The organism is Pseudomonas sp. GW822-FHT06D10, assembly GCF_058799535.1.
Genome location: NZ_JBXALN010000012.1, coordinates 60,725 through 81,998, shown reverse-complemented (window position 1 = coordinate 81,998; position 21,274 = coordinate 60,725). Strand labels below are relative to the sequence as shown.

Sequence of the window (21,274 nt, the reverse complement as noted above, 5' to 3'; positions counted from 1 at the left end):
CTTCACTCCACTCCATGCACGCTGGAGAACAGAGGCAGTGTCACCAGCGCACAAGTACCGCGCCCAGGACGCGAGCGCAGCGACAATTCTCCCTGATGAGCACGGGCTACCGCCTTGACCACCGTCAGGCCCAGCCCGGTTCCATTGGCCTTGGTGGTGAAGAACGGCTCTCCCAAGCGCTCCAGGACCGCGGCGTCGATACCACTGCCACTGTCACTGATGCACAGCCGCAAGGTGTCGCCGCGGCTGTACAGGTGCACCTTGAGTCGCGCCGCGCCGGCACTGGCCTGCACCGCGTTCTCGATCAGATTGAGCAGGGCGCCCACCAGAGTGTCGCGATTGCACAGCAACTCACCGTGGTGGCTATCGCACTGCCAGCGCACGGCAATGTCCTGCACATGGGTCAGGGCCGCGGCCTGCAACGACTGCAACAGCGACTTGGGCGTGAGGCGATCGGTCAGGGGCAATTCGCCACGGGCGAACACCAGCATGTCGCGCACTTGATGTTCCAGCTCGTGCAAACGCTCCTTGAGCCGCCCGGCAAAGCGCTGATGGGTAGCTACCGGCAGTTCCTGCTCAGTGAGATGGCTGGCGTACAGCAGGGCCGCCGACAACGGCGTGCGGATCTGGTGAGCCAGGGAGGCAACCATCTTGCCCAGGGAGGACAGACGCTCATGACGGGCCAACTGGTCTTGCAGATGACGGGTTTCAGTCAAGTCATTGAGCAGCACCAACTGCCCGGGCTCGGCATCCAGCGAGCGCGTGGCAATCGACAGGCGTCGACCGTCGCGCAGGGAAATTTCATGGCCATCGTCTTCGCGAGGGGCAAAGCTGCGGGCGATGATGTTGCGCCACAACTGCCCTTCCAGCGGCAGCCCCAGCAGCTCGCAGGCTGCCGGGTTGGCCTCGGTGACGATGCCATGACCATCAATCACGATGACCCCGCCCGGCAACAGGTCCAGCAGGTTCTGTAGACGATTGGCCAGACGCTCCTTTTCCGCCAGCTCCTGCATGCGCTGGGCGCTGACCACCGCCAACTCGCCCTTGAGCTCGGTCACCCGGGCCTCAAGCATGCTGTAGGAGTCAGTAAGTTGGCTCGACATCTGGTTGAACAAGGCGAAGGCCTGCTCAAGACCTAGCCGGCTTGCCTGCTCTACGGACGACGATTGCCCCTGTGCATCAGGGGCAGGAGACATCTGGGCGGCTTGGGGCATCGTGCACTCTCGCGTGGCTGACCGTCAGTTAAACGGAACGTTGCAAGAGACTTAGCAATACCCGTGCCTAAAAAAAACCACCCAGTTTTCAAAGACTTGAAAAACCGGCGTCAATCATCCGCCTGTTCATCACCTTCACGACGGCTCATACCGTACTTGCGCATCTTCTCCACCAGGGTGGTGCGACGGATACGCAAACGCTCTGCGGCCCGCGCCACGATGCCATTGGCGTCGTCCAGCGCCTGCTGGATCAGCCCTTGCTCCAGGCTGCCGAGGTAGTCCTTCAGGTCCAGGCCTTCCGGCGGCAGCATGGCCGTGGCGGCAAAGTCTGGCGCGTGACCGTTGATCGCTACGCGCTCTTCCAGATCGCTGCGCAGGCTGTCCACCAACTGCTCGTCTTCGTCATCCACATAGCGGAACTTCTTCGGCAACTCGACGACGCCAATCACGCCATAGGGATGCATGATCGCCATGCGCTCCACCAGGTTGGCCAGCTCACGAACGTTACCCGGCCAGCCATGCCGGCACAGCGACATGATGGCGGCAGAGTTGAAGCGGATCGAGCCGCGCTTCTCGTGCTCCATTCGCGAAATCAGCTCATTCATCAGCAGCGGAATGTCTTCCACTCGCTCACGCAGCGGTGCCATTTCAATGGGGAACACGTTGAGGCGGTAGTACAGATCCTCACGGAAGCTGCCTACCTCGATCATGCTTTCCAGATTCTTATGGGTGGCAGCGATGATTCGCACATCAACACCCTGGGTCTTGTTGCTGCCCACGCGCTCGAACGTGCGCTCCTGCAGCACCCGCAACAACTTGACCTGCATCGGCAGTGGCATATCGCCAATTTCGTCGAGGAACAGGGTGCCGCCATTAGCCAGCTCGAAACGTCCGGCACGACTGGTGATAGCACCGGTGAACGCGCCCTTTTCATGGCCAAACAGCTCACTTTCCAGCAGCTCTGCCGGAATGGCGCCGCAATTGACCGGCACGAAAGGCGCGTCGCGCCGCTTGGAGTGATAGTGCAGATTGCGCGCTACCACTTCCTTGCCTGTTCCCGACTCGCCAAGGATCAACACGCTGGCGTCGGTATCCGCCACCTGCTGCATCATCTGCCGCACATGCTGGATGGCGCGACTGGTGCCTACCAGGCTGCGGAAAAGATTGGGTTCACGGTGACGACCACGCTCACGGGCCTGATCGTACATTTCACGATAGACCTGGGCCCGGTGCAGGGAGTCCAGCAATTTGCTGTAGCTGGGAGGCATTTCCAGGGTGGAAAGCACACGACGACGCTGGTCTTCAGGCAGATCAATGGAAGAATTTTCGCCCATCAACAGCACTGGAAGGAACTCATCCCAGGTTGAGAGTGTCTTTAACAGGCCCAGAAGTGCACCAGGAGCATTTACAGTCCCGATGAGGACGCAAATTACTTCGCGACTTGACGACAAAGAGCCGACAGCCTGCTGCCAGTCATGGCTACCGCAGGGTAAATTTTCTTCGCCAAGAAAATTTAAAATCACCGCCAGGTCGCGGCGGCGCACGCTATCGTCATCGATCAGCAGAATTTTGGTTTCACGCCACATGCAATAGCAACTTCCCTAGTCAACTCAATGCCCAGATAAGGGGCAAGCTAGACGCGCTTGTAGGCATTTTCTGCCTTATAGACGCCTGAAATCTGAAAACAGCCACTAGTTAAGTCAAAAAAGCGTGCACAGTCAAATTTATGGCGCGCAGTGTTCGGGATTAACTCAACATCAACCGAACAAATGGTAAACCTTTGCCGCGTTCTGTGCTTGCTGGATCTGCGACATCTCGTCGACTATCGCCTGGCGCTCCCCTGTTGCCACCTCAAGCAGCTGCCGGTACACCCCCAACAACTCCTCCAGATTGTCGCGCAGTGCCGCCTCGTCGACCTCAGCCTCGCTGAGCACGTCCTCCATGCATGAACGGCACGCCAAGTCCAGCTCGCCAATGGCTTGCCAGTTGCGCTCGGCCAGGGCGCCGACCAGCGCCTCACGGGTTTCTTCAATGCGTTGCAGGACAGCACTCATGGTGTTCCTCCTTAAAACTGCGGACCCGGTGCGGCAATGGCATCCCAGCCATCCTTGACCGTACGCAGCAGATCGGCGACCTCATCGAGAATCTTCGGATCGGTCTTGATATTGGCTTCAGCCAGGCGCTTCATCATGTAGGTATACAGACTGTCCAGATCCCCCAGGGTATCCAGGGAGTTTTCCAGGTCCAGACCTTCGCGCAGACCACCAATAATGCCAATGGCCTTGCTGATGAATATGCCTTTGTTGGCGATATCCTTGCGCTCGATCGCCCCCTTGGCCTGAGCGATACGATCCAGGCCGCCTTCCATCAGCATCTGCACCAGACGGTGGGGACTGGCTTCGGAGGTCTGCGCCTGCGCACCGATCTTCTGGTACTGCCGAAGGGCTAACATCGGATTCATGTAATACCTCTTCAAAACTCAAGGGTTCGTATAAGCAATATATCGACGCAACGTCAAAAAACTTTAGGCCAAATACAAAAGCCCGGAGCGCTGAAAAACGCTGCCGGGCTTTTGGCGCTGAGTGAATATCAGCCTTTTTGCTGTGCGGTCAAGGCTTCAAACATCGACGTGATGTTGCTGGCGGTGGCCTTCAGCTTGCCCACCAGGGTGTCCATGTCGTTGTACTTCTTGGTCAGTACCGCGGTCAGGGTAGCCACCCGCCGATCCAGGGCATCCTGTTGATCACTGAGCTTTTTCTTGGTGATATCCAGAGTCTTGGTACGAGTGGTCAGGATCCCCTCGGTCATGCTACCTACACCCTGGGTAAACGGCTTGATCGCGTTAGTCATGCGCTCCAGCAGACCCGGGTTGGTACCATCACCGGTAAACAGCTTCTGCACTTCACCACCGAGCTTCTTGTCGGTCATAGCAGCCGTGAATTTCTTGTCGTCGAAATCCAGTGCACCGGTCTTCTGGTTGGTGGTGATCCCCAACTGCGCCAGCACTGTCAACTTGTCGCCGGCCCCCGTTTCGGACAGTGGTGCACGAATAGCCGCCAGAATCGAACGAGGCAGCGAGTCACCAGTGAGCTGTGCCGGGATGGTCGGGTTGCCACTATCATCCAGGGAAGGCTTGGTCAGCGTAGTAATGCCATTGGCCACGGCGTTATAGGCGTCGACAAACTTCTGGATCGAGGTCTTAAGACCCTCAGTGTTTGTGGCAACTGTCACGGTGATCGGCGTGGTGGTTGGCGCAACCAGATTGAGTTTAAGACCGGAAATGGCCTGCGTGACTGTATTGGTCTTGCTGGTCAGTTGCATGCCGTCGACACTGAAAACCGCGTCTTTGGCCAGCCCACCGATATTACCGGATGAGGCAGCGGAAGCCGGATTGGTATCACTCGACATCGGCTGAGTGCCATCGATCTCCAAACCGGCAATACCGCTGACAGAAATGTCGGTGCCCGCACCGGTCTTTTCGGAGCCGATCACTAGTCGCGAACCGAACGAGTCGGTCACGATGTTCGCGCTGAGCCCGGCCATGTTCATCTTCGAATCGGCGTTGATCGAGTCACGCACCGATTGCAGCGTCGCATTGGCGCCGACGGTCAACGGGTAGTTAATGCCATTTTGAGTGATGTTTAACGTACCACTCGGAATGGCACTGGTATTTCCTCCGCTAAAAGCCGCACTAGCCACTTTTGACGAAGTTGCAAGATTTTTGACGGTAACCGAGTATTTGCCGGCAACCGCATAGTTGTCTGCGGTGGCGTCTACGGTCTTGCTGTCGCTGGAGGTCGCAGCGAAACCGGCAAAGGCGGGATTCACAGAGCTTCCCAGCCCAGCAACCGACAGCGTGCTCTGGAAGGTCGACAACAACGACTGCAATGTCCCGATACCAGAAATACTGGCGCTATTGGTGGTGGTCGCGCGATCGATCTGACCTTGCTTGGCCGCCTTGTCAGCAGCTACCAACGCCTTGACGATAGCACCGGTGTCGAGGCCGGAACCCAAGCCGGTACCCGGTAGAATTGGACTTGCCATGTGTCTCTCCCTTCAGTGTGCCGCCAGTCTTTTGACCACAACAGCGCTCAAACGTAACCAGCAACAATTTTCATGCCAGCTGTCAGGCCTTGGCACTGAACAACAGACTACTCGCATCATTCAAGCTATTGGCCAGTTTCAACACTTCTTCATTGGGGATCTGGCGAACCACTTCACCCGAATCACTGGCAATGACTTTGACCACGACCTTTCCGGAAGGCTCGTCGATCGAGAATTCTAGATTGCGCTTGACCGACTGGACGAACTTTTCAATTTCCTGAACGGCCATTTTCAACTTTTCCTGCTCGGTCCGAGCTTCTTTCTTACTGTCCTGAGCCGCGGTTTTGGCAACTGCAGGAACGACCTCTCGAGGCTTCTCCACGGGCTTGTCAGCGACAGGCGTCACCGGCTTGGCCGCTGGATAAGACAAGTTCAGCTTCACGCTCATATCCATGTCCATCACCTCTTAAAGTAAAAAAGCGAGAGAGCACGACCAGCGCACTCCCCCGCCAAAGCTTAGCCAGCTATTACTGAAGCAGTTTCAGTACAGCGGATGGCAGTTGGTTGGCCTGGGCCAGAACTGCGGTCGAAGCTTGTTGCAGAGTCTGCTGCTTGGTCAGCTGGGCAGTTTCAGCAGCGAAGTCGGTATCTTGTACGCGACCCAGTGCAGCACTGGCGTTTTCGTTGATGTTCTGCAGGTTGGAGATGGTGCTGGTCAGACGGTTCTGGGCAGCACCGAGGTCCGCACGGCTGGAGTTGATGGTAGCCAGAGCCTTGTCGATGGCGTCCATCGCGGCCTTGGTGTTGGTCTCGGCAGTGGTGCTGTCGTTACCGGTGATGTTGATGGTGCCGGAGTCAACGCCCAGGGTGGCAGCGTCGAAGCCGCTGTCCAGGGTGATGGTGATCTGGTTGGTGGAACCGGTGTTGGAACCAACCTGGAAGGTCATGGTGCCAGCGGAACCGTCGATCAGGTTCTTGCCGTTCAGGTTGGTCGACTTGGCGATACGAGTCAGCTCGTCCGACATCTGAGCAAATTCTTTGTTCAGAGCAACGCGGTCTTGAGTACCGTTGGAGTCGTTTCGCGACTGAACAGCCAGTTCACGCATACGCTGCAGGATGTTGGTGGATTCTTGCATCGCGCCTTCAGCGGTCTGGGCGATGGAGATACCGTCGTTGGCGTTTTTGATCGCCATGGTCTGACCACGGATCTGCGAAGTCATGCGGGTAGCGATCTGCAGGCCGGCGGCGTCGTCTTTTGCACTGTTGATCTTCAGGCCGGAAGACAGGCGAGTCATCGAAGTCGACAGAGCGTCGGAAGCGCGGTTCAGGTTTTTCTGAACGTTCAACGACGTGACGTTAGTGTTTACTGTTAAAGCCATGACGAATTCCTCGTTGGTTGGGTACTGCGGCTTCCGGCCCTGGCAACCGCCGGGTAATGGCCTAGAGAACCTTCGTAATAGTTATCGTCGGTAATGCAAGTTGCTTTAGGGCTTTTTCAAAAATATTTGCCATCACCCGGCCATCCCTCGGAAAACAAGGGGTTAAGCCAACACCGAACGAAAAACTGACGCCAGAAAATCCCCACCAAAAACACTCGCCCAGCCTGCCCCCCCCCCTCATCCACCAAACTCGGCCTGCAACCAGTCCAGCAGCTCGTACTCCAGATAGTCGGCCAATCCCAACCAGTCCTGCCCTTCCTGGCATGCCAGCATCAGGGTCAGCAATTGCGCCCAATCCTGCTGGACAGGCAGCACAGCTCCATCCACCAACGACTGGATGGGATCGAACAGCTCAACCATGACACCCACCGCCTCGACATCACGTCCCAGACGAAACAGATCGGCGACTTCTCTGGCTCGGGAAAACACAGGCTCTAGCTGATTCATTGAGCAAAATCCGGGTGAAAGGTGGTACCGAGGATCATCGCGCCATCACGGCTGGTATTGAAAAACGCCACCTCAGGCTGACTGCTGATATAGCGCTCCAGTTCACACAGGTAGCTGCGGAAATTAAGCTGGGTCTTGACTCGCTGCCCATGCCCATCCAGCACCCAGTGTCGGGCCGCGCCGAGTTGCGGCCCAAGATCGCCGTCATGCCAACCGGCATGGGTACGGTTCATGGGGAACGCGAAGTCCGCACCAAACAGGGTGATCCGTCGCCCTCCCATCTTCACTGCCAGATCCACGGCCGGATGAATCACGCTGCCACCGGCATGCAGCTGTGCCCGGGGTATGCGCTGGCGCAATGCCTGGAACACCGGGCTGGCGGAATACGCCACATACCGCGGCCCGAGCCAGCCCTCGAGTACCTGCGGGTCCGCCAGCGGCATATACACCAGAGCGGTGCCGTCACTGCCTTGAGCAGGCAGGTGCCGGGTGGAAATTCGCTGGTCGACACTCACCACCAGGTCCACCCGGATGCCCTCTTTGAGCAGCGGCTGGTATGCCGTGTCGACACAGATCAGCAGCGGCCGCTGCGCCTGGCCGGACACGGCGCGCAATGCCGCGTAGTGATGCTCCAGGCTCGGCCCCGTAGCGATAACAAAGACTTCACTCCCGGGATTGCGATCAAACAGCTCGGCAATATCGCGATCCATCCCAACCCAAGGCTCAATGGCAGCCAGGCGCTCGGCGATATCCGCTGTATCTGCGGCAAACAAACGATTATTGAAGGACAGATGAGTCTCGCTGATCAACCGATCGCGGATCTTCGCGTTGTAGTCATCGGCCAGCACCAGCTCGGCCGGCAGGGCGAAAAACGGCAATGCAATCTCCGGCAGGTCGCCGGCATACAACAACTCGACCCGCGGATCAGCCAGCCAGGCCTGCTGCTCCAGCAGTTGCAGCACCAGCTTGAACAGTGCGCCATTGAGAATGTGCACATACAGACGCTCCAGCCCCGGCCGCTGCAGCAACGCCATTTGCAGGTCACCCAAGCCACAGCCGTAAAGATGCAATACCGCCGCCTCAGGCAGGCTGGCGGCCTGGACCTGAGCCTCGCGACTGCGATCATGGCGACTGGTCAGCTGGACCCCGCCAATGCTCAGGGTCGAGCCAAGGCCTTCCACCAGATCCGCCTGCAGCACAGCAGCATCCTCAGCCTGCACCCGTGCCAGCAGCGCCGGCCAGCGCTCGCCAATCACCCGGGCGTTGTGTTCAAAGCTGTCGCTCATGCCGCCTCGCTTATCACTCGTGCAAAAAAATAGCGCTCAAGATTACACCTTGAGCGCTATCTGTGCCGCTGCGAGCTGAAACTCAGGAGCGGTAGATGATGGCCGATCCCCAGGACAGACCAACGCCGAAGCCACTGAGGGCAACGCGCTTCCAACTGGAATCGAACATGTGCTTTTCCAGCAGTAGCGGAATGCTGGAGGACACGGTATTGCCGGTCTCCACCATGTCCTTGATGAACTTGTCGGGGTTGCCTTCGAAACGCCGGGCCACCGCATCGACGATCGCCGCGCTGCCCTGGTGAATGCAGAAGGCATCGATATCGTCAGACTTCAGCCCCGACTCATCCAGCAACTCGTGCAGGTGCGCGGGCACTTTCAACAGAGCGAAGTTGAACACCTGGCGGCCGTTCATGAAGAACACACCATCGGTGACCTTCAGGTGCGGAGCCCCCGAGCCGTCGGTACCGAACTTGGCCTTGCCCAGCTGCCAGGTGGCGTCTTCGCCCAGCCAAGTGGCCGTGGCGGCGTCACCGAACAGCATGGTGGTATTGCGATCTTCGGGATCGACAATCTTCGAGTAAGGGTCAGCGGTGACCAGCAGGCCATTCTTCAGGCCAGCAGCTTCCATGAACCCCTTGATGGCATAGATGCCGTAGACGTATCCGGAGCAACCCAGGGAAATATCAAAGGCCGCGACGGTGGTGGGCAGGCCCAGCTTGTCCTGTACGATCGCTGCGGTGTGAGGCAAACCTTCTTCGTCACCGTTCTGGGTAACCACGATCAACACATCGATGGCTTCGCGCTTGAGTTCCGGGTTAGCGGCAAACAATGCATTGACTGCTTCGACACACAGATCGGAGGTTTCTTGCCCGGCGTCTTTGCGCGGCAGGAAGGCCGAACCGATCTTGCCCAGGATGAACTCTTCATCCTTGGCGAATTTTGCACCTTGTGCGTAATTGTCCACGCCGGCTACAGGCACGTAGCTCGCAATGCTTTTTATGCCAATCATTACGGCTTCCCAATAATAAACAGCTCAATACCCCCGCGCGATGACCGAGCAGGGGCTGCCGAAAAAACACAGATACTTGCGCCGAAACACGGCGGTATCGGGAAGAACCAAGGGCTATCACTGGACCTGTCACACAGGGCTGGCGCCATCTTCCCGGGCGATACAATACAGTGAAGATGCACGTTATGACTCACAGGTCACGCTATTTTGCCGAAACTGCCATACAAAGGGCTACTCGACGAATGCCCAGTCCAGCGCGGTGCCGCGCTTGAGGGCCTGGCGCGCGCGACGGCCAAGCAGGGCGTCATAGTGCTTGGGAGCGAGCCCCAGCCCGGGACGGATGGCCCGCACGTTTTCGGCGCTGAACAGCTCTCCGGCCTGCATGTCTTGGGTGACATACAGCGACCGGCGGTAAACCAGCGATTTGCTCTCGGCCTGGGTGGCGCCATAGCTGACCTGCCCCATGGCCTGCCAGGCCCGCTCGGTTTCCAGCACCAGGCTGGCCATCTCTGCAGGCTCCAGGGAGAAGCTGGCGTCGACCCCACCGGCAGCTCGATCCAGGGTGAAATGTTTCTCGATCACTGTGGCACCTAACGCCACCGCCGCCACGGACACACCGACACCCATGCTGTGATCGGACAAGCCCACCTCACAGCCGAACAGCTCCCGCAGATGAGGAATGGTCAGCAGATTGCTGTTGGTCGGTGATGCAGGATAGGTGCTGGTGCACTTGAGCAGCACCAGATCGCGGCAACCCGCCTGTCGTGCAGCCCGGACACTTTCGTCCAGCTCGGCAATGCTGGCCATGCCAGTGGAGATGATCAGGGGCTTGCCGGTAGCGGCCACCCGACGAATCAACGGCAGGTCGGTGTTTTCAAAACTGGCGATCTTGTAGGCCGGAACGTCGAGGCTTTCCAGGAAATCCACGGCGCTCTCATCGAATGGCGTGGAGAAGGCCAGCATGCCCAGGGCCTTGGCCCGGGCAAAGATCGGCTGATGCCATTCCCAGGGTGTGTGGGCCTGTTGGTACAGCTGGTAGAGCGATGATCCGGCCCAGAGGCTGTCCGGGTCCTTGATGAAGAACTCGCCCTGAGCGAGGTCCAGCGTCATGGTGTCGGCGGTATAGGTCTGCAACTTCAGTGCATGGGCACCGGCCTTGGCCGCTGCCTCGACAATCTGCAAGGCCACATCCAGCGACTGGTTATGGTTGCCGCTCATCTCCGCAATGATCAACGGCCCATGGCCGGCGCCCACGAAGCGCGAGCCAATCTTGAAACTAGTCATCCAGATGTTCCTTCAACATACGGGTGAATTCGCAGGCGCCTTGGCGATAGCCAGCCCGGCGAAACAAACTCAGCGACACTTGGTTATCCGACAGGACCTGTGCCCGCAGGCGCTGCACATCGGGCCAATGGCGCAGCAGGCAGGCCTCCCCCCGCTCCAGTAGAACCTGCCCCCAGCCTAGCCCGAAGCGTCCGGCGAACAGGTAGATCGACACCTCGGCCTGCCCTCCCTCCCGGTCATAACGCAGCATTCCCAGAGGGCCATCTGGCAACTCGGCGATCAGCAGCAAACACTGTGGGTCGCTCAGACAGGCCTCCAGCCACTGCACATGGCTCGACCAGTCGATGGCCTCGGGCTGCTGCGACCAGCGCCTGACCAGATCACTATTGCGCCCGTCAAATAGCAGCTGGGCATCGTCAAGGGTCGCCGGTCGCAGACGCACTGCCGCCGCGAACAGCGCCGCGGCCACCCGCTGCGAGCCCAGGCCATCGACCAGCTTCCGGGCACGAGCAGCCAGGCTGTGGCGCAATCCAGGGTTGCCCAGCATGAGCTTCACGGCATCGCGCAGTTGTTCGACTTCCACCTGCTCACAAGGCCCCAGGTACAAGTGGGCACCCGCTTCAGCCAACAGCCGGGCATTGGCCTGCTGATTGCCGGCCACGGTGATGCACAACGTAGGCACGCCCAGCACTGCACGCTCCCAACTGGTACCGCCCCCGGCCCCCAGGCACAGGTCTGCTTCGGCCAGCAACCCGGCGAAGTCGTTCACATAACTGTGCAAGTGCCAGTTCGGCCGGTCTGCTGCCAGCACCTGCATGGCCTGCCAATCCGGGTTGCCACTGCCAGCAACAAAATCCACCTGCAGCTCATGCAGGTCCGCCAGCGCCAGCATGGCCTTGAGGGTCTGGCCGGCAGCATCGAAACCTCCAAAGTTCACCAGCAGCCGCTGGGCCTGCGGCCGAATCAGGATCGGAGGACGCCGGAACTCCTCACGCAGCAAGGCAAAGTGCGGCCCGAACAAGGTCCGGCACTGTGTGCCGTACAACCCGGCATACGCTTCGGCCGAGCCACTGAAGTTCTGGTCCAGCAACAGATCTGCGGCATGCCGGCGGTTGGCCAGATCATCGATCGCGGCGATCCGCGGCGCCCACTGGCGAGCGGCGCTTTGCCACTGATGATCAAGGCCGTAGTGATCCACCAGCACCCAGTCGAAGGCCGGCTGATCTACCAGGGCTTCCTGCAGTGCCACGATATCGGCCTGCCAGGGCAAGGGCGCTTCGATACCCAACCGAGGATTCTCATCGGTATAGAACTCAGGCAGTGCAAAGGTCGGAAAGCCTTCAGCTTGCAAGGCCGCCAGGCGATTGCCGGGCAGGCGACGGCAGGCGAATGCAACTTCGGCACCCTGCTGGCGCAGCACCTGAGCCAGGGTCAAGCAGCGGGCCACGTGGCCGCTGCCGATCGCCGGCGAGGCGTCAGCCCGGATCAGCACCCTCACTCCAGCTCTCCTGCGGCCTTGAGCGCCGCGTACAGGTATTGCGCCCGCCGCCAATCCTCTTCGGTGTCTATATCCTGCACCAGGTGACGCGGCAGGATCACCGGCAAGCTGCGAGAAGAGAACAACGCCTCCCCCTCCAGCCAGGCCTGGCTTCTACCCCAGTAGAACTGCGCCGCATCCTGATAAGCCACGGGCAAATCCTGGGAGCGGGCCTGACTGAACTCCGGATACAGCGCGCCCAGAGCGCCCTGCTCGTCGAGCGTCAGCGCCCGTTGCACCGGAAAACCAAAACTGCACACCGAAAAGGCAAACGACCTGTCCTGATGCTGCTCCAGCAACGCCAGCCCCTGGCGCAAAAAACGCAGTTGCAACAGGGGGGCGGTGGCATAGATGCAACAGGCATATTCGAATTGCTGCCCCAGCTCCCGCAAGGTTTGCAAGGCATGCACGATCACCGCCGCAGTGCCGGTGAAGTCATCCGCCAGAGCCTGCGGTCGGACAAAAGGCACCTCTGCGCCACAGGCAATGGCCAGCTCGGCGATCTCGGGATCGTCAGTGCTGACCACCACGCGCTGGAACAACCCCGAACCCAGCGCCTTATCGATGGAACGGGCGAGCATCGGCACGCCATCGAAGGGCTTGAGGTTCTTCCTCGCAATTCTCTTGCTGCCACCTCGGGCAGGGATCAAGGCCACACAACTCACACATCGCGCTCCACGCAATAGGCCCCCGCCTCGTTCAAACAACCAGGACCTGACGATGCAGCCTGAGGGAAGCAAGGTCCAGCCATGGCAAAAACCGTCAAAGCAGAATCCGCCGCATATGTGCCACCACTTCATCTTGCAGCGCGTCGGTCAGCTCCGGGAAAAGAGGCAGACTGAGAGCCTCAAGGAAGTAGCGCTCGGCTTGGGGGAAGTCTCCCTCGGCGAACCCCTGCTCCTGATAGTAAGGCTGTAGATGCACGGGAATGTAGTGCAGGTTTACCCCAAGGCCCGCTGCGCGCAGCGCATCAAAGACCTGCTTCTGACTCAGGCTGATACGGCTCAGATCCAGCCGCACCACATACAGATGCCACGCCGAATCGGCGCCCTCCTGCAGAGTTGGCAGGGTCAAAGGCAGATCCGCCAGCAGCTCCTGGTAACGCGTAGCGAGCTCGCGGCGTCGGGCCACAAACTCATCGAGCCGTGCCATCTGCGACAAGCCCAGTGCAGCATGCAGATCGGTCATTCGATAATTGAAACCCAGCTCCAATTGCTGGTAGTACCAGAGCCCGTTATCCGGAACCTGCATCAACCCCGGATCACTGGTAATGCCATGGCTGCGCAAACGCCGCATCCGCTCGGCGTACTCCGGATTATTGGTGAGCACCATTCCGCCTTCGGCGCTGGTAATGATCTTCACCGGATGAAAACTGAAGATGGTCATCGCCGCATGGGCCCCACACCCCACCGGACGTCCCACATAGGAAGCCCCCACCGCATGGGCTGCATCTTCGATCAGGACAAAACCGTAGCGCCGGGAAAGCTCGGCGATAGCCTGCATATCGGCACTCTGGCCGGCAAAAGCCACCACCACCACAACCTTCGGCAAGGTGCCGCTGCGCTCTGCCACTTCAAGCTTCTGCGCCAGCAGGTTCGCATCCATGTTCCAGGTATGCGGATCGATGTCGACGAAGTCTACCCGGGCGCCACAGTAACGCGCGCAATTGGCCGAGGCGACGAAGGTATTGGGGCTGGTCCACAGCAGGTCCCCCTGCCCCAGGCCGGCAGCCAGGCAGGCAATATGCAATGCCGCCGTGGCATTACACACAGCCACTGCATGTTCGGCCTGGCAATACTCGGCCAACCCACGCTCAAAGCGCTCAATGGTCGGCCCCTGGGTCAGCCAGGGAGACTCAAGCACTTGCACCACAGCATCAATGTCGGCCTGACTGATGCTTTGACGCCCATAGGGAATCCGATAGGGAGTCATGATGGCAGTCCATTGCAGGCCGGCCTGCTCAGGCACTCAGACACCCGGTGAAGCATCAATAGGCTGTTGTGCATGTGGATCTCCTTGGGGCAGTGATCAATTGGACAGCAACTGCTGCCAGTCCACCCGGCTCGCGGTCCCCAGGGCAAAGCCCTTGCCAGTCAACGCCAGGTTCTGGTTGTAGGCCGCATCCTGCGCAAAGCGCGCCGCCCATTTGTCTTTCAGGGCTGCCAAGGCCTGTGGATCTTGCGCCAGGGTGCCGGGATGCATGACCTGCGCTTGCGGAGTCAGGACGGTGAGATAACCGGCATCGGCCACCTTCAGGCACAGGTCGACATCGGCGAAGGCCTGGTCGAAATGCTCCTCGTCCAAACCACCTACGGCCTCGAACAACGCCTTGGCGATCATCAGGCAGACGCCGGATACCGCCGAGTAGTTCTTCTCCACCCAGAGGCTGTTCATGTAGCCCGGAGCATCCTTGGCCTCTCCGGCGAAGGCTGCGCCCAACTGGCCATTGAGGCCGAGGATCAGGCCCGCCTGGGTGGTCATGCCGCGCTCATTCACCAGCCTGGCGCCGACAATCCCGATCTCCGGACGCTGTACCTGGTTGAGCAGGCTGTCGATCCAGTTGGCATTGACCACTTCGGCATCGGCCGAAAGCAGCAGCAGGTACTCCCCCTTGGCTTCAGCGCAGGCTGCATTGTGCAGTGCCGAAGTGCTCACCCGCTGGCCGCTGCGCAACACCCGGATCCGCTCCCCCTGGCGTTCCAGGCTGGCCAGCCAGCTATCGAGTTCGGCGTTCTGGCTGTGGTTCTCGGCAATCAGCACCTCGTAACGCTGGTAGCGGGTACGTTGCAGCACACTCACCAGACAGCGTTGCAGCTCGGCGAAGTTGTCCTGGCTCGGCAGAATGATCGAAACCAGCGGCCGCTCGGCATGTTGATAGTCGATCTGGTAGGTCCCTGGCTGGGCAGAACTGACCTGGGCCCGATACCCACGATTGGCCAGGTGACGGCTCAGTACCTGGCGCTCCTCGGCATTTTCCCCGGCTGGCGCAGCCTGGCAGATCAGCAGCGGCTCGGCGAGATGAGCCAGGCCGGCCAGACCGCCGTCTTCGATCAGGCGCAGAACCAGATCCAGCTCGACGGCCCGAGCAAACTCGCGGTTGAACCCACCCGCCTGCACCAGCACTTCACGATGCAGCAGCCAATGGCGCGCCATCAGATTGGGGGCGCTTTGCAGCAGGTCCAGATTGACTCCGGGACGGAACACGTGACGCAAGGTGCCATCGGCTTGCCGCTGCACCTCGTCCATCGCCACGGCCCTGATGCCTTCGGCGCCCAGCAACTCCAGGCTTGCCCGCAGCAGCCCGCTTGCGGTGAGCTGGTCACCCGCCTCCATCAGGAGTACCCAGTGCGCTGCGGACTGCGCCACCAGCTGATTCAGGCGCTCGATATAGTTGCCCTGGCTGACCTTGACGAAGTGCACAGTGTCCTGTGCCGTGGTCATCGCCGGCAGGTCGCCGGTGGTCAGCACCACCAGCTTGAATGCCTTGCAGTGGTTGGCCATCAGGGAATCGAAAGTGGCTTGCAACTTGATCATGTCGGCGTCGAGGTCGAGCAGCAGAATCTGAAACTGCGGCCCGCCGGCGCGCCTTCCCAACAGATGGGCGATCGACTTGAACTGACCCGGTTTCGGGCCACGGCCTTCCAGCCAGCTGAACAACTGCCCGGATTGGGTATTGGCAAACAACGCGCTGCTATCGGTGGCCGGCAGCGCCTTGAGGCGGGCTGCCCACTCCTGCAGTTCGCGGAACACCTCCACTTCGTCGGTATCGCGCATCGACTCGGCAAGGCGCTTGACCACGGTGAAGTTGAACAGGTTCAGCGCCATGGCTTCCCACAGCCGGCTGCGAAGGGTTCGCGCCGTATCATTCGAGTGCACCCGCAGCAATTCCTCCTGCTTGAGCAGCACCCCCTCCAGCTCATTGAGCTGCAGGCGCCCCGCAGGCATCGCATGCACAAGAAACTCGATCTGCGTCAACAGATCGAACATCGGCTGGTTGTAGAACGGCATTTCGACAAACTGCTCCGAGCCGAAAGCACGCACCGGGTCCTTGCCGACCTCGCTCCAGGTGGAGCGAAAGATCATCACACCCTTGAGCGAACGGCCACTTTCAAGGCACTCGGCCAAGGCGGCAAAGCTGTCCAGCGCCAGCTGCTTCATCTGCTGCGCATCCGGGCCTTCGCAGTTGTGCGGCAGGGTCGCAAGAAACTCGGCAAATTGCTGATGCTGGGCCAACGAGCCGGCATCCTTGCTGCTCAGCAACGCCTGAATGCGGGCCGTGCGCTCCAGGGCCTCCCTATTGGCCTCACGAACAATGAACGGAACCGGCAGGATCCGCGCCTTGGCAGTGGCCAGCAGGAAGAAGGCGTAACCGATATCCAGCCACTCGGCGCTCACCGCAGGTGGCAACTGGCTGTACCACTGGCGCAGCACATCGGTGCGGGTCACGGCATTGAAGGGGCTCAGGTAATGCCCCATGAAACTCATGATCCGCTCACGCCCGTTCGCGGCGGCGAAGTCTTCGGGCCCCTTGCGATCGCGCAGGTAATAGCTGGTTTCCAGGACCCGCGCCGAATACATCAGGCCATAGCCATGGCAGACCGCGTAATCGGGGTGGGCATCAAGGAAAGCAAGCGCGGCGCTAATCCCATCGGCGATCAAAAAGTCGGTGTCGCTGGCAATCGCCAGGTAGGGCGTGTCGACCAGGCCCACACCGTAAGTCAGCTTGCCCTGCTGGTCCTGCCGGGAAAACTGTGGCACGTGGCGGTAATCAACCTTCGGGAATTGGCGAGCCAGAGACTCGTCCGCCTTTTCCGAGGAATCCAGAACCAGGATTGAACAGGCAAAGCTGCTGTAGTAGCGCAGCGCTCGCTGTGCCAGCGCCTTGGCCTCGTGGGTCAATAGCACCAGAGTGAAACGCTCACTCATCGGGGCTGCATCCTCGTTTGCTTTTGTTTGAACCCACATCTGTCCATTCCCTCATCCGGCTGATCGCCTGGAACCTCAAATCATTAATGTTGTACGAACCCGATCCCGGCATGTCCCTCTCGGCTCATCCATCCCGCGAGCGCAACTGCGCCCCTGGATGCGCCAAAGAATTGGCTTGAGAACTGCTCAACACCTGGCCAACGCTACGCCTGACTCCAGGCACCGGCCACAACAGGCGAGCCGGAAGCTACCCGCACGCGTGCGCTACACCCATGAGCGCCGGCAGACACACCCGATCATCGACAGCGTTCGTTTTATGACAATTGCCAGCAAGGCTGCAGGAAACGCGCCAGTTCCATCGGTGCGTAGAGCGCAGCCCCCGCCACTGCGAGAGGCCACGCAAGAAACAAAAAAGCCACGCTTGGCAGGCGTGGCTTTTTTTGCAGCGGCTTCTTCAGTCTGCCAACCAGCCCCACATCCAGTGCTGCAGGTTGTCGGGGCCCAGCATGAAGTCGCGCCGCACCGCCTCGCGCAATTCATCTCCCATGCGGTAGCTGGCAACAGGGTCGCTGAGGTGCATGCGGATCGCCTGCAGCCACTCTTCGGTCGTGTTGCTGCGAACCCTGGTGCACGGCAGGAAGCCACGATAGGCCTCAGTGTCGGTGCAAATAACCGGGTAGCCGCAGGCTCCGTACTCCAGCAACCGCAGGTTGCTCTTGCAGTCATTGAAAATATGGAACTCCAGAGGTGCCAGAGCCAGGTCGAGGTTCAGGCTGGCGAGCTTGAGGGGGTAAGCCTGCAAGCCGATCGCCGGATGGAACTCGTGCACATAAGGGCGCAAGGCGTCGGGGCACATGCCGAAGAACACCCATTCCACCTCAGAGGCCAGTTCACGCACGACATCGGCAATGACCTCCAGGTCCCCGGTGTGACTGGTGCCCCCACCCCAGCCAACCCGCGGCTTGCTGGAAGTACCGCGACGGCTGCTCAGCCCCGCCCAGGGCTCAGGGGCGAGCATATTGGGTACTACCCTGATATCGCTGTGCATGTCCGACAGGACATCCGCCAGCGGCTGAGTGGTGACCACCAGCCGATCGCACAGGGCAATGCCGTCGCGCAGCATCTGCTCGATGTTCGCCGGCTTGTTGCGAGCATGGCTGTTTTTCTTTGGCGCGCTGACCACGTAATCATCGAGTTCGAAGACCCGCAACGCACTGGAGTACTTCTTCATTCGCAGAATGTCGCTGGCCGCACCGTCGCTGTAGCGCCCCTGGAGCACGATGGTATCGGGCGACAAACGCTCGATTTCCACGGTGGTCGGAGATTCGTATGCCACCCGGGCGATGACCCTGCCTGCAGCTTCCAGCTCGCGCAGTGGCCCGGTGACCCGGTAATGCCCGACCGCGCTGCTGTTGACCGGCAAGCCGAGCACCAGCGGCAAGGCTCGTGAGCAGAACGGGTTCCAGTTATTGCGCAGGCTGGGTTCCAGGCTGAAGCTGGAGAACCCCAGGCTCAGGGCCGGATTGTAGGCTGGATCGCGAGCGATCTTCGGCAGCCACTGACGGTAGAAGCGCTCCTGTTCAGCCTCCTGCACCTGCTGCTCAGGCGCCTGCGGTGGCGCCAACGCCGGGGCCAGCATCAGGGTGGCGTGGGGGGTCCAGACAACCAGGTAGCCATCGCGATCGACGCGCAGGCACAGGTCGGCTTCCCCCAGGTCAGCGCCGAAACTCTGTTCATCCAGCCCGCCCAGACTGTCGAACACGTCCTTGCGGATCATCAGGCAGTCGCGGCTGACCGCACTCCAGTTCTGCACCACCTGCAGACGCTGCATATAACCACGGGCACCCAGTGCCTCGCCGATGAACGGCGAGCCCACGGGCCCAGACATGCCCAGTACCTGCCCGGCATGCAGGATGGAGCCATCGGTAGCAAGGATGCGCGCCCCCACGACAGCCACCTCCGGACGCTGGGCCTGGTTGAGCAACTCGTCCAGCCAGTCGCTGGTGCAGATCCGTGTGTCGTGGCTGAGCAACAGCAGGTAGTCGCCGCGAGCCTGGGCCGCAATGCTGTTGGTCAAGGCCGCCTGGTTGGCGGGGCCGACATAAGGCAAGACCCGCAGCATGTTGCCCCCCAACTGCCCCATGGCCGCCAGCCAGTCGGCCATGTCCGGGTCGCGACTGCCGGCAGCCACCAGCAGGATCTCGTAATGGTTGTAGGCGGTCTGCTCGATCAGGCCTTCGACGCAACGCTGCAAGGCCGGCAGCGAATCCCCGCAGGTGATGATGATCGACACCAGCGGCCGCGCACCGTGCTGATAGTCGATGCGATTGAGCAAGGGCAAATCATCATGGCGGATCCGGTACTGCACGCCGATGCGCTGCAAGTGCGCAGCGACCAGCCCCTCACTGGCTTCGATGACCTGGGGCCGGGACAGCCACTTTGCGAACGAGAACTCGGACTCGATCTGGATATCGGCAATATGCTCGATGGTTTGCGGGCCCACATTTTCCACCAGCCGCCACAACAGATCCTGGGGCGCCAGCTCGCCACGTGCGCAATCGAAGCCTCCCTCACTCAGGAAACGCTCACGGGAAAAGGCCAGCGAGCGCCCGACATAAGGGTAGGCACGCATCAAATCGAGGTTGAAGTCGGGCTTGAACACCGGTTCGGTTGACTGACCATCAAGCAATGCGCCTTCGTCACTGTAGGCGCAGAGCATGGCCGGGGTGTTGGCGATCCGCTCGGCCAGCACCAACAGTGCCGTGTCACGCAGTTGGTCACCCGACTGCAACAGATAGAACCAGTCACAGGTATCCAGGCGAGGGATCAGTTCGTTGAGTTGCCCGGCCCAGTCGGCCCGCAAGGGTTGACGCAGCACAGCCTCCCCGGCTGTACCGGTAGCGGTGGACAACACCACGATCGTTTCGGCTGGGTACAACTGGCCGGCCAGGCTGCCCAGGGTCCGCTCGAGAGCGGCGCCATCACCTGCCAGGTCCATGACGATCGGCACGATCCGCACCCGCCGCGGCCAGCTTTCGATGCGCTGCGGCAGCAACCGCTGTTCCGCCGCCGACAGGCAACGTGCCGCCAGCCATTGCTGGTAGAACTCCTCGTAGCTTTGACTCTCGCCCCCTACCCGACCGTTGACCACGGCGCTGCGATTGCCCAGCACATGGAGCACCCCCAGCTCACGCCATGGCCGTGGCTGCTCGGCAGCTCGCGCCAGGTCAACGTAACGCACCCAGCCCGCCGCGGGCGCCGACTCGCCAGAGCGCTCGGAGAGCATCCGCAATAGCCATTCCCATTCGGTGGCAACGGCCTTGAGCACTTGCGGCGTGCGGCTGAAACGCCCCTGATACAGGCGCTCGCAACTCAACACGGTGGACAGGGCCGCCAGATTGCCGCGGCGCATCAGGCAGATGAACAGCGCCAGGTCCAGCAAGGCGACAAAACCGGCGCCCTTGTGGATCAGGGCTGGCAGTACCTCCAGCACGTCGGCTCGACGCATCAGTGCCGCACTGAAGTTGCCGAGGAAATTTTTCCGCGTGCCCTCGAAGATCGCCAGCATGTCATCGCCTTTGAGCAGCACGTCGAGCGGCGCAAAGCGGCAGTTTTCAATCCGCGGCGGAAGAATGGAGTTGCCTTCGTCGTTGAACAGCCGTAGTGCGAACACCAGATTGACCTCAGGGTGCTCGATCAGCACTTGCGCCTGCAGGGCGATGCTCGGCGCAAACAGCCGGTCATCGTCGCAAAGCACCTTGATCAGCTCGCCCCGGGCCTCTTTCACGCAGCGCAACAGGTTTTTCTGCAACCCCAAAGGTTGCGGGTTGCGCAAGTAACGCACCGGGTGCGCGGGTTCGCTCAGCCCTTGTACAACCTGCTGGATTTCATCGCCGGGACTGTCGTCGCAAACAACGATCTCCAGTGGCTGATAGGTCTGCGCCAAGGCACTTTCCAGAGCCTGGCTGAAGAAGCGTGGGTTGAAGGCGGGAATGACGATGCTGACTAGAGGGGCTTGGCTCACGGCGGGAAACTCTCGAGCGGCGAGCCCTGGCCAGTGATGCCAGGGCTGCAAGACCGCTTAAAAA

The 21,274-nt window shown here is 60.4% G+C and carries 16 protein-coding genes; all 16 read right to left on the bottom strand.

The window, feature by feature from the left end; translation table 11 throughout:
* Positions 1 to 2: 2 nt before the first annotated feature.
* Positions 3 to 1,196, bottom strand: coding sequence for a sensor histidine kinase (locus AC1RL5_RS30470; RefSeq protein ID WP_207239436.1), 1,194 nt, complete (start codon positions 1,194 to 1,196; stop codon positions 3 to 5).
* A gap of 128 nt (positions 1,197 to 1,324) precedes the next feature.
* On the bottom strand, positions 1,325 to 2,800 hold the full coding sequence (locus AC1RL5_RS30465) for a sigma-54 dependent transcriptional regulator (protein ID WP_011059970.1): 1,476 nt from the start codon (positions 2,798 to 2,800) through the stop codon (positions 1,325 to 1,327).
* A 171-nt stretch (positions 2,801 to 2,971) separates the two neighbouring features.
* Positions 2,972 to 3,268, bottom strand: a complete 297-nt coding sequence (fliT, locus tag AC1RL5_RS30460) for a flagellar protein FliT (protein WP_011059969.1) — start codon at positions 3,266 to 3,268, stop codon at positions 2,972 to 2,974.
* 11 nt (positions 3,269 to 3,279) lie between these two features.
* On the bottom strand, positions 3,280 to 3,675 hold the full coding sequence (gene fliS / locus AC1RL5_RS30455; protein ID WP_011059968.1) for a flagellar export chaperone FliS: 396 nt from the start codon (positions 3,673 to 3,675) through the stop codon (positions 3,280 to 3,282).
* Positions 3,676 to 3,803: 128 nt separating this feature from the next.
* Positions 3,804 to 5,258 carry a flagellar filament capping protein FliD gene (fliD, locus tag AC1RL5_RS30450; RefSeq protein WP_011059967.1) on the bottom strand — a complete coding sequence of 485 codons (1,455 nt, stop codon included), beginning with the start codon at positions 5,256 to 5,258 and terminating at the stop codon, positions 3,804 to 3,806.
* Between the two features lie 82 nt (positions 5,259 to 5,340).
* Positions 5,341 to 5,712, bottom strand: coding sequence for a flagellar protein FlaG (locus AC1RL5_RS30445; protein ID WP_015634628.1), 372 nt, complete (start codon positions 5,710 to 5,712; stop codon positions 5,341 to 5,343).
* Positions 5,713 to 5,785: 73 nt separating this feature from the next.
* Entirely contained in the window at positions 5,786 to 6,637 is an 852-nt protein-coding gene (locus AC1RL5_RS30440) for a flagellin domain-containing protein (protein WP_011059965.1), read from the bottom strand.
* Between the two features lie 237 nt (positions 6,638 to 6,874).
* On the bottom strand, positions 6,875 to 7,144 hold the full coding sequence (locus AC1RL5_RS30435; protein WP_072451687.1) for a hypothetical protein: 270 nt from the start codon (positions 7,142 to 7,144) through the stop codon (positions 6,875 to 6,877).
* The gene (locus tag AC1RL5_RS30430) at positions 7,141 to 8,430 is read right to left on the bottom strand and encodes a motility associated factor glycosyltransferase family protein (RefSeq protein ID WP_072451688.1); all 1,290 of its coding nucleotides are present in this window, start codon (positions 8,428 to 8,430) and stop codon (positions 7,141 to 7,143) included. Before AC1RL5_RS30430 ends, AC1RL5_RS30435 begins: the two co-directional genes overlap by 4 nt.
* Positions 8,431 to 8,512: 82 nt before the next feature.
* On the bottom strand, positions 8,513 to 9,439 hold the full coding sequence (locus tag AC1RL5_RS30425) for a ketoacyl-ACP synthase III (RefSeq protein WP_011059962.1): 927 nt from the start codon (positions 9,437 to 9,439) through the stop codon (positions 8,513 to 8,515).
* Between the two features lie 231 nt (positions 9,440 to 9,670).
* Positions 9,671 to 10,723 (bottom strand): pseudaminic acid synthase, encoded by a 1,053-nt coding sequence (gene pseI / locus AC1RL5_RS30420; RefSeq protein ID WP_072451689.1) that lies wholly within the window; start codon positions 10,721 to 10,723, stop codon positions 9,671 to 9,673.
* Positions 10,716 to 12,221, bottom strand: a complete 1,506-nt coding sequence (gene pseG / locus AC1RL5_RS30415; protein ID WP_072451690.1) for a UDP-2,4-diacetamido-2,4,6-trideoxy-beta-L-altropyranose hydrolase — start codon at positions 12,219 to 12,221, stop codon at positions 10,716 to 10,718. Before pseG ends, pseI begins: the two co-directional genes overlap by 8 nt.
* Positions 12,218 to 12,925, bottom strand: coding sequence for a pseudaminic acid cytidylyltransferase (pseF, locus tag AC1RL5_RS30410; RefSeq protein WP_093406569.1), 708 nt, complete (start codon positions 12,923 to 12,925; stop codon positions 12,218 to 12,220). The genes pseG and pseF overlap by 4 nt, the downstream gene beginning before the upstream one ends.
* A 97-nt stretch (positions 12,926 to 13,022) precedes the next feature.
* Positions 13,023 to 14,192 (bottom strand): UDP-4-amino-4,6-dideoxy-N-acetyl-beta-L-altrosamine transaminase, encoded by a 1,170-nt coding sequence (pseC, locus tag AC1RL5_RS30405; RefSeq protein WP_492590163.1) that lies wholly within the window; start codon positions 14,190 to 14,192, stop codon positions 13,023 to 13,025.
* 96 nt (positions 14,193 to 14,288) lie between these two features.
* Entirely contained in the window at positions 14,289 to 17,225 is a 2,937-nt protein-coding gene (locus AC1RL5_RS30400) for a TIGR00180 family glycosyltransferase (protein ID WP_072451693.1), read from the bottom strand.
* 415 nt (positions 17,226 to 17,640) lie between these two features.
* Entirely contained in the window at positions 17,641 to 21,210 is a 3,570-nt protein-coding gene (locus tag AC1RL5_RS30395) for a glycosyltransferase (RefSeq protein ID WP_492590165.1), read from the bottom strand.
* Positions 21,211 to 21,274: the final 64 nt, after the last annotated feature.